Here is an 8,524-nt window from a genome sequence, read left to right as displayed (position 1 = left end):
CGAACTACTCTCACTTCCCATGTCCAACCGCCGGATCGGCGTAATGGGTGGCACCTTCGACCCGGTGCACCACGGCCACCTCGCGGAAGAGTTCCTTGATCAGGTTCTCCCGGATCCGGTCGCCGTCGGCGGCGTACCGGCCGCCGGGACCGGTCAGCTGCTCGATCTGGCTGTACAGCGCCAGGCTCTGCTGCCGGTGCGCCTCGTCCAGCGGGCGGATCCCGTTGACCGGGCGGCCGTCACCCTCCAGCCACGTGCGCAGGCCGTCCCACGTGGTGGCGGGCCGTTCGCCCTGTACCGGCACGTAGTCCAGCCGGGGGTTGTTGCCGTTCGCGCCGTGGAACGCGTTCTCGTTGGTCAGCACGTTGTGGAACTCCAGCAACGTGACCTGGGAGTTCTGGCCGGTGAACCCCTCCTCGTGCTGCCGGGCGTGCCCCAGCTCGTGGAACAGCGTCGCGTTGTCGTTGTGCCGGTCGTCGAGCATCAGCACCCGGTTGGCGCTGCCGTACCCGCCGCCGCCGTTCTGGTCGAGCGTGTCGCGCGCCGGGCTCTGCGCGAACTCCGGGTCGTCCCGCATGACCTCGGGCGGCACGCCCATCAGCTCGCCGATCGTCATGCCCTCCTGCCCGGGGGTGAGCCCGTGCCGGTTGGCCGGCGGCAGGTCCGACACCGGCGAGTCGAGCCGGTACGGCCGCCCGTCCGGCCCGTTGCCCGTCGGCACCACGACCGTGCCGACCGGTTGGGTCAACCCGAGCTGGGTGCGGATGTCGTTCACCCGGTCGCCCAGCGGACGGCTGTCGTCGTGGGGCATCGGGGTCGCGTTCGGCGGGGTGGACAGCGGCGCGGTCGGCAACGGCGGGCGCGGCCGCGGTGGGCCGGCCGGCGGTCGACCGGGCGGGCCGCCGAGCGGCGGACGACCCGGCGGTGGCGGCGGTCCCTGGTTCGGGCCCGGCGCGCCGAACCCGGGCGGCGGAGGCGGCGGTGCTCCGTGCGCGCCACTGGTGTTGGTGCTGCCGCCCGGGACACCGCTGGTGGTGGTCGTGCCCGGAGGCGGCGGTGGCACCGGGACGCCGCTGGTGTTCGTCGTCCCCGGCGGTGGTGGTGGAGGTGGCGGCGCGTCCGGCGCGCCGTGCACCGGAGGCGGGCTCTGCACCGTGTTGCCGCTGCCCGGCGGTGGCGGTGGTGGAGGCGGTGGCGGCGTGCCGTGCACCGGAGGTGGGCTCTGCACGGTGTTGCCACCGCTCGGCGGTGGCGGCGGTGGTGGTGGCGGCGGTGCGTTGGTGGGCACCTGCGGCGGCGGGGCCACCTGAGTGCCGCCGTGGTCCTGGTGCGGTGGCGCGCCGTTGGTCGTGCCGGGCGGCGGTGGTGGCGGAGTCGGCGGTTGGATGCTGCCCAGGTTGGTCGCGATGCCGTCGTCCACCGAGCGCAGGTGTTCCAGCGAGTCGCGGACGTTGCGCGCCGCGCCGTTCGCACCGCGCCCGCCCGCCGTCGTGGCGTCCGCGCTCTGCCCGATCGTGGTGTTCAGCGGCGCGGCGAACGAGCCGCCGATCACCCCGTAGTCCGACGGGCTCGCCCGGTGCCCGCCGAGCGACCGCCCGGTGGTGGTGAGCGAGTTCCCGACGTCGTCCAGGTGCCGGGCCACCCCGGTCATGGCGCCCGGGTGCATCCCCGACCCGGTGCCGCCGGTGACCGTGGACCCGGCGAACGGGTCGCCCGCCGGCGGGGTGGGCCCGGTGCCCGGCCCGGTGGTCGACCCCGGCGCGGGACCGGGTGTCGGTCCGGGCGTCGGGCCGGTGGGTGACGGGGTCGGCGACGGGCTGTTGGTGCGCGCCATCAGGACGCCCCGTAGAAGTCGCCGTACGCGCCACCGGACTTCGCGCCCTCGTGCGCGATGCCGCCCACGTCGCCGAACCGCTCGAAGTTCTTGGCCAGCGTGCCCATCGCGGTGCCCAGCTTCCCGAGCCGCGCGCCCTGCCTGGCCAGCGCCGCGATCAGCTTGGCGATCTTCGCGCCGATCTTGACCGCCAGCGCGACGGCGCTGCCCACCGCGAACCCGATGAAGCCCGCGATCGACGCGCCCAGCGTGAACACCGCCGCGGCGGCCGCGATCAGCGCGCCCTTGACCAGCTGCGCCAGCAGCCCGGCCACCAGGTCGCGGACGATGTCGCGCAGGATGATCACCAGCGTGCCGGTCACCGCGGTGATCCGCGCCGTGCCGTCGACCATCTCCGCCAGCGAGTCCAACTCGCCCGAGTACCGTTCCATGCTCGCCTTGAACGCGTCGGCGGAGGCGCCCACCCAGCCGGAGAACGACTCCATCGCGGTGCGGTGGTCGGTCGCCTCCTGCCGGATGGCCTTCGCGTCGTTCTTCACCGCCTCGACGTGCGCCTGGATCGCCTCGCGGTCGCCCATCAGCATGTCCAGCGGTTCCCGCAGGAAGCTGACGTGCTCGATCAGCCACCCGATCCCGGCCGCCAGCAGCGTGCCGAGCGGGTCCACCACCAGCGCGGCGGTCGACGCGACCGCGTCCAACGCGCCGAAGGTGATGTCCAGCACCTTCTCGGTTTCGCTCTGCGCCTCGCCGTCGAGCGCCTGCACGAAACCGCTGTAGCTCTCGAAGATCCCTGCCCCGGTCAAGTCAGCCACGTGCTCAGTTCCCTCCCTCGGGTCCAGGGTCGAGGGAACCTCACACCACCAACGCCAGGCCAACTTTTGGCCAACTCCAGCCGAATTTGTCCACGTCATCGCACGTCGGACGGCGCTGAGCCGGCCGCGTGGTTGCGGATGGTCGAGTGTAGTTCTACGGTCGGTGACGATTGCACGCCACGGCTGGCTGCCGCCGCCCGGTCACGGAACACGACTGTGGAGGCTTCCTGTGACAGCCCCGACCCGGCGGTGGGCGACCGCCCTGGCCCTGCTCGCCACCACCGCGGCCACCCTGCCCGCGCACGCGGCGCCCGGTGGTGACCCACCCGCGCAGGCCCAGCGGCGGGAACAGGCCACACCGATCGCCACCGACACCGACCTGCCGTGGGGTCTCGGGTTCCTGCCCGACGGCTCCGGTGTGTACACCCGGCGGGACACGCACGACGTGGTCCGGCTGCGTCCCGACGGGACCAAGACCAACCTGGGCGTGGTGCCCGGCGCGGTGAGCACCAACGGCGAGGGCGGCCTGCTCGGCCTCGAGGTGTCGCCGACCTTCGTCAAGGACCACTGGCTGTACCTGTACTTCACCACCGAGGCGGACAACCGCGTCGTGCGGGTGAAGGTGGAGAACGACAAGCTCGTGCCGGACTCGATCCAGCCGCTGCTCACCGGGATCCCCCGGTACAACTACCACGACGGCGGGCGGCTGCGGTTCGGTCCGGACGGGACGCTGTACGCGGGCACCGGCGACGCGTTCGTCCGCGCCAACGCCCAGGACGTGACCAGCCTGAGCGGCAAGGTGTTGCGGCTCAACGCGGACGGCTCCGCGCCGACCGACAACCCGTTCTACGACAAGGGCGGCAACGCGCGGTACGTGTGGACCTACGGCCACCGCAACGTCCAGGGCCTCGCCTTCGACCGCGCCGGGCGGCTGTGGCAGTCCGAGTTCGGCGAGAACACGATGGACGAGCTGAACCTGTCCGAGAAGGGCGGCAACTACGGCTGGCCCGCGTGCGAGGGCACCACCGGCACCTGCGCCGGCTACGTCGCGCCGAAGACCACCTGGCCGACGTCCCAGGCCTCGCCGAGCGGCATCACCGTGCTGGGCGACAAGCTCTACGTGGCGGCGCTGCGCGGCACCCGGCTGTACCGGTTGACGATCACCGGCACCACCGTCGGCGCGCAGACCGTGCTGTTCCAGAACACCTACGGCCGGCTGCGCACCGTCGAACGCGCGCCCGACCACAGCCTGTGGCTCGCCACCAGCAACGACCGCGACAACATCCCGGACAACTCGAACAACCAGATCCTCCGGGTCCGCTGACCGCGACAACCCGGCCGGGCCCGGCCCGTTCGCCGCGGGTCGCGGCCCGGCCGTTCGCGCCGTTCGACGGGATGCGCCGGGGCCCGCGGTGCGGGCAGGGTGGCGGGCATGTCGGACACCCCGGACGTGACCCCCGTGCTGGAACCGGCCGCCCGCGAGTTCGCGGCCGCCACGAGCACCCCGCCGTTCCTCTACGACCTCGGCCCCGTCGAGGGCCGCAAGGCAGTCGACGCCGTGCAGTCCGGCGTGGGCGTGCCCCGGCCCGACGCCGACATCACCGACCTGGTGGTCCCGGGCGGACCCTCGGGCGAGGTGCCGATCCGGATCGTCCGCCCGAAGGGCGCGACCGGCGTGCTGCCGGTGGTGCTCTACACGCACGGCGCGGGCTGGGTGTTCGGCAACGCCCACACCCCACGACCGGCTGGTCCGCGAACTCGCCGTGCGCGCCGGCGCGGCCGTGGTGTTCCCGGAGTACAGCCTCTCGCCCGAGGCGAAGTACCCGACCGCGATCGAGGAGGTCTACGCGGCGCTGGAGTGGGTCGCGGCGAGCGGCGCGGACCGGGACCTCGACCCGAGCCGGATCGCGGTGGCGGGCGACTCGGTCGGCGGCAACATGACCGCGGCCGTGACGCTGCTCGCCCGGCGGCGGGGTGGACCCGCGCTCGCCGCGCAGGTGCTGTTCTACCCGGTCACCGACGCGTCGTTCGACACCGCGTCCTACCGGCAGTTCGAGGCGGGCTACTTCCTGTCCCGCGAGGGCATGCGCTGGTTCTGGGACCAGTACACGACCGATCCGGCGCGGCGCGCGGAGAGCACCGCGTCGCCGTTGCGGGCGGCGGAGGAGGAACTGGCCGGGTTGCCGCCCGCACTGGTGGTCGTGGCCGAGGCGGACGTGCTGCGCGACGAGGGCGAGGCGTACGCGGCCCGGCTGCGCGCGGCGGGTGTGCCGACGACGGCGGTGCGCTACCAGGGCGTCATCCACGACTTCGTGATGCTGGACGCGTTGCGCGACACGCACGCCGCGAAGGCCGCCGTGCGGCAGGCCGGCGACTTCCTGCACGACGCGCTGCACGGCGACCAGGCCTGATCACGGCCGGTGCCCGATCCGGGGGACGCGGGCGGTCGCGTCCCCCGGATCGGGTGCGGGTCAGGCGACGCAGGTGGGAGCGCTGTCGCCCGACGAGGGTGGCGTGGTCGGCGTGGTGGTGCCGAGGCCGGTGATGAACCGGGCGACCTCGGCCGGGTCGACCGCGTAGCCCCGGCCGGACCCGGAGACCTCGGTCTCCTCGCCGAGCGGGATCACGGCGGTGCGGATCGGGGTGTCGCGCGGCAGGCCGGTGAGGAACGCGACGGCGTCCCAGCCCGGGTCCGTGCGGACCTCGGTGCGCAGCACCTCGAACAGCGCCGCGGCCTTGACCGGGTCGCCCAGCACGGCGGGCGTCCGGGTCTTGCGCGCCACGGCGTCGAGGAACACCTGCTGGCGGGTCACCCGGTCCAGGTCGCCGCGCGGCAGCCCGTGGCGCTGGCGCAGGAACGCCAGGGCCTGCGGTCCGGTCAGGGTTTGCCTGCCCGCGGGCAGGTCGGCGCCGGAGAACGCGTCCCGCGCCGGTCCGCTCAGGCACACGTCCACGCCGCCGATCGCGTTGGCCACCCGGCCGAACGCGGTCGTGTCCACGGTCGCGTAGTGGTCGACGTGCTGCCCGGTGACCTTCTCCACCGCGCCGACGAGCGCCTTCGCGCCCGCCGCGTCGCCACCGGACTGGCGGCCGAGGCCGTAGGAGGTGCCGAGTCGGACCGTGCCCTGACCGGGTACGTCGACCCAGGCGTCGCGCGGCACCGAGACCAGGGTGATCGCGCCGGAGTCGGCGACCTTGGCCAGCACCACGGCGTCCGCGTTCGCCAGGTCGTCCAGGCCGACCAGCAGCACGGTCGACGCGACGAGGGGCGCGGCCTGGGTCGAGGACGTCGCCGCCTCGGTCGAGGCGTGCTGGTTGCCCAGGGTCAGCGGCACCACCACGGCGACCGCGGCGGCGGTGAGCGCGGCCGCGGTGATCAGGGTCAGCGGTCGGCCGCGGCGGACGCGCCGGGAGTCCAGCGAGGCCAGCACGTCGCGGGAGTCGACGGCCTGCGCCGCCTCCGCCTCGACGGCCTCGCGGATGAGTCGGTCCCGATCGGTCATCGCAGCACCTCCGCGGTGATGTTCTCGTTGGCCCGCAACGTCGTCAGCGCGCGGGAGAGGTGGCTGCGGACGGTGCCGGCCGAGCAGCCGAGCACGGCGGCGATCTCGTCGTCCGAGCTGTCCTCGTAGTAGCGCAGCACGAGGGCGGCGCGCTGCCGGCGGGGCAGCACGGCGATCCGGGCGCGCATCGCGTCCCGTTCGGCGTGGCGCTCGGCGTGGTCGGCGACCGCGGGCATCACGTCGTCCAGCACCAGCCGTGAGGCGGACACCTCGCGCGCGGCACGGCGTCGGCGCCACGACAGGTACTCGTTGGTCACCATCCGCCGCAGGTAGAGGTAGGGGGCGTCCATCGCGGAGATACGGGTCCAGCGGTCGCGGGCGCGCAGCAGCACGTCCTGCACGATGTCCTGGGCCAGGTACCGGTCGCAGCTGATCGCGGTGGCGTAGCGCAACAGTCGATCGAGACGATCGGCGACGAACTGCTCGAACCCGTCGGCCACGCCACTCCCTTCCGGGGAACTGAGGGTCACGCACCGGAAACCCCCGCCGGCCGTCGTCCTGTTGAACGTTGTGACGCAGGTCACCTGGGGTGTGGGGTCGTGCACGTAGTGGACCACCACGGCCGTGGTGGTCCGCGCACGAGGTGGGGTCAGGCGCGGGGTGGCGGCACGGGGCGGGCCGCGAGGGCCTCGGCCACCGAGCGGAACGGGCGCAGCGCGGCGAGGGCGACCACCCGTGCGACCGTGGGCGGGCAGCACGCGAGGCGCAGTCGGCACCCGTCGACCCGGGCCATCGCGCGCACCGACATCAGGGCGCTCACCCCGGCCGAGCCGAACACCGACACCTCGGACAGGTCGACCACGAGCAGTCGGACCCCGGTCGCGATCGGGTGGGCCAGGCCCGCGACCAGGCGTGACGTCGTCGCCGCGTCGACCACGCCGCCGACCTGCGCCACGCAGTGGTCGTCCCGGTAGGACACTGCGAGCCGCAGGTCCGGCGCGTCGCCGTCGGAGCCCCTCTGCACGTCCACCCCCCACAAGGCGGTTGTCCCGCGCGAAAATATCCGACCGCCGACGACTCGTACCGCGCGTAGACCACCCAATTCCCGATTCACCCGGACGGGTGCGGCCGGAAGGGTTGTCGTTCCTGGTCGGAGGCGCACAGGCTGATCGGGACGCGACGTGCGCAGGACGTCGCCGCACCTCGAGGAGGAACCATGACCGCACCCCGGCACCGGGCCGCCCGCCCCGAGGTGGTGATCGGGTCGTACCCGGACTACGAGTCGGCCGAGCGCGCGGTCGACCGGTTGTCGGACCGGGGGTTCCCGGTCGAGAACGTGGCGATCGTCGGTCGCGGGCTCAACAGCGTGGAACTGGTGACCGGGCGGTTGACGACGCTGGGCGCGGCCGGGCAGTCGGCGTTGTCGGGCGCGGTGGTCGGTGTGCTGTTCGGCTGGCTGTTCGGCCTGTTCGGGTGGAGCAACCCGCTGATCTCGGGGTTGCTGCTGGCGCTGTACGGCGCGGTGTTCGGGGCGATCCTGGGGGCGGTGATGGGCGCGGTCGGGCACGCGCTGACCGGTGGTCGGCGGGACTTCTCGTCGGTGGGCTCGTTCCAGGCCGACAGCTACGAGGTGCTGGTGACGCCCGAGCTGTCCGACGAGGCCCGGATGGTGTTGGCCGGCTGAGTCGGCCCGTTCCGCCGGTGGCCCCGCTTGTTGTCGCCTCGGTGTTCACTCAGAGTCGTCTGTTGGTCACCTGAGGTGGGCACTGTAATCGGACGTGGGGTGGTTTCGGGGTTTGGGTCACGCTCCGGAGTTGGCGGAGCGGGTGCTGGCCGGGTGCGGTGACCGGTTCGCGCACTCGGCGGCGGTGGCGCGGCGTGCGGCGGAGCTGGCCGTGACGGTGCCCGAGGCGGACCGCGAACTGCTGGTGCCGGCGGCGTGGCTGCACGACATCGGGTACGCGTCGGCCCTGGCGCGGACCGGTTTCCACCCGTTGGACGGCGCGCGCCACCTGGACCTGCTCGGCTGGCCGGCGCGGTTGTGCGCGCTGGTGGCGCACCACTCGGGCGCGCGCTTCGTGGCGGCCCAGCTGGGGTTGACGGCGCAGTTGAACAGCTACCCGCACGAGCACACCGCGCTGTCCGACGCGCTCACCTACGCCGACCAGACCGTGGACACGCGGGGCAACCGAGTCACCCTGCGCCGCCGACTCGCCGACATGCTGGGCAGACACGGCCCGGACTCGACCAACGCCCGCGTGCACCACCTGCGCGAACCCGACATCGTGGCCATCGCGACCCGGGTGGAGCACCGGCTGCGGGGAGCGCCCGTCTAGCGCTCGTCGTCACCCTCTTCGGTGTCGTCGTCGTCTTCG

At 73.5% G+C, this 8,524-nt stretch carries 8 protein-coding genes and 1 pseudogene; 4 read left to right on the top strand and 5 right to left on the bottom strand.

The window, feature by feature from the left end; genetic code table 11:
• Window positions 1-10: 10 nt before the first annotated feature.
• Together AB0G50_RS23715 and AB0G50_RS23710 are read right to left on the bottom strand one after the other, a co-directional pair.
• Window positions 11-1,834 carry a hypothetical protein gene (locus AB0G50_RS23715; protein ID WP_360112253.1) on the bottom strand — a complete coding sequence of 608 codons (1,824 nt, stop codon included), beginning with the start codon at window positions 1,832-1,834 and terminating at the stop codon, window positions 11-13.
• On the bottom strand, window positions 1,834-2,646 hold the full coding sequence (locus AB0G50_RS23710; RefSeq protein WP_360112251.1) for a hypothetical protein: 813 nt from the start codon (window positions 2,644-2,646) through the stop codon (window positions 1,834-1,836). The genes AB0G50_RS23715 and AB0G50_RS23710 overlap by 1 nt, the downstream gene beginning before the upstream one ends.
• Before the next feature lie 229 nt (window positions 2,647-2,875).
• Between AB0G50_RS23710 and AB0G50_RS23705 the strand changes: the two genes are divergently transcribed.
• Both AB0G50_RS23705 and AB0G50_RS23700 read left to right on the top strand, forming a co-directional pair.
• Entirely contained in the window at window positions 2,876-3,970 is a 1,095-nt protein-coding gene (locus AB0G50_RS23705; protein WP_360112249.1) for a PQQ-dependent sugar dehydrogenase, read from the top strand.
• Window positions 3,971-4,078: 108 nt separating this feature from the next.
• A pseudogene (locus tag AB0G50_RS23700) lies at window positions 4,079-5,057 on the top strand (alpha/beta hydrolase).
• A 60-nt stretch (window positions 5,058-5,117) separates the two neighbouring features.
• Here the strand turns inward: AB0G50_RS23700 and AB0G50_RS23695 are convergent.
• From AB0G50_RS23695 to AB0G50_RS23685, 3 genes are all read right to left on the bottom strand, one after another.
• The gene (locus tag AB0G50_RS23695) at window positions 5,118-6,149 is read right to left on the bottom strand and encodes an LCP family protein (protein WP_360112247.1); all 1,032 of its coding nucleotides are present in this window, start codon (window positions 6,147-6,149) and stop codon (window positions 5,118-5,120) included.
• Entirely contained in the window at window positions 6,146-6,649 is a 504-nt protein-coding gene (locus tag AB0G50_RS23690; protein ID WP_360112245.1) for a SigE family RNA polymerase sigma factor, read from the bottom strand. Before AB0G50_RS23690 ends, AB0G50_RS23695 begins: the two co-directional genes overlap by 4 nt.
• Window positions 6,650-6,798: 149 nt before the next feature.
• Window positions 6,799-7,179, bottom strand: a complete 381-nt coding sequence (locus AB0G50_RS23685; RefSeq protein WP_360112243.1) for an STAS domain-containing protein — start codon at window positions 7,177-7,179, stop codon at window positions 6,799-6,801.
• Window positions 7,180-7,365: 186 nt separating this feature from the next.
• Here AB0G50_RS23685 and AB0G50_RS23680 point away from each other — a divergent pair, with 186 nt between their 5' ends.
• Window positions 7,366-7,833 (top strand): general stress protein, encoded by a 468-nt coding sequence (locus AB0G50_RS23680; protein ID WP_360112241.1) that lies wholly within the window; start codon window positions 7,366-7,368, stop codon window positions 7,831-7,833.
• A 112-nt stretch (window positions 7,834-7,945) separates the two neighbouring features.
• Window positions 7,946-8,485 carry an HD domain-containing protein gene (locus AB0G50_RS23675; RefSeq protein ID WP_360112239.1) on the top strand — a complete coding sequence of 180 codons (540 nt, stop codon included), beginning with the start codon at window positions 7,946-7,948 and terminating at the stop codon, window positions 8,483-8,485.
• Window positions 8,486-8,524 lie beyond the last annotated feature (39 nt).

It is taken from the genome of Actinosynnema sp. NPDC020468, assembly GCF_040642015.1.
Lineage (GTDB): Bacteria > Actinomycetota > Actinomycetes > Mycobacteriales > Pseudonocardiaceae > Actinosynnema.
The sequence above is the reverse complement of the archived record's forward strand: the minus strand, read 5'-3'. Positions and strand labels throughout refer to the sequence as shown.

What these genes read in the sequence shown, in the direction of transcription:
- AB0G50_RS23715 (WP_360112253.1), bottom strand. Translation starts at nt 1,834, where the DNA reads ATGGCGCGCACCAACAGCCCGTCGCCGACCCCGTCACCCACCGGCCCG.
- AB0G50_RS23695 (WP_360112247.1), bottom strand. Translation starts at nt 6,149, where the DNA reads ATGACCGATCGGGACCGACTCATCCGCGAGGCCGTCGAGGCGGAGGCG.
- AB0G50_RS23680 (WP_360112241.1), top strand. Translation starts at nt 7,366, where the DNA reads ATGACCGCACCCCGGCACCGGGCCGCCCGCCCCGAGGTGGTGATCGGG.